Below are 370 nucleotides of genomic sequence, written 5' to 3'. Positions count from 1 at the left end.
GGCACGCCGACCTGGCGGGCCAAAAGGATGTGCTCGCGGGTCTGCGGCATCGGGCCGTCGGCGGCCGAAACCACCAGGATCGCGCCGTCCATCTGGGCGGCGCCGGTGATCATGTTCTTCACATAGTCGGCATGGCCGGGGCAGTCGACATGGGCGTAGTGACGGTTGGCCGTCTCATACTCGACATGCGCCGTCGAGATGGTGATGCCGCGCGCCTTCTCTTCCGGCGCCGCGTCGATCTGGTCATAGCGCTTGTATTCGCCAAAATACTTCGTGATCGCCGCCGTCAGCGACGTCTTGCCATGATCGACGTGGCCGATCGTGCCAATGTTCACATGCGGCTTGGTGCGCTCGAATTTACCTTTTGCCA

Annotated in this window: 1 protein-coding gene; it reads right to left on the bottom strand. The window is 62.7% G+C overall.

Features of this window, described 5'->3' with window-relative positions:
• Positions 1–370 (bottom strand): GTP-binding protein (locus EOD29_RS30765; RefSeq protein ID WP_127248784.1); only part of this gene is annotated, 370 nt, incomplete at both ends.

The sequence above is a fragment of the Mesorhizobium sp. M1A.T.Ca.IN.004.03.1.1 genome (genome assembly GCF_003997555.1).
Lineage (GTDB): Bacteria > Pseudomonadota > Alphaproteobacteria > Rhizobiales > Rhizobiaceae > Mesorhizobium.
This window is presented reverse-complemented; position numbering and strand designations above follow the sequence as displayed.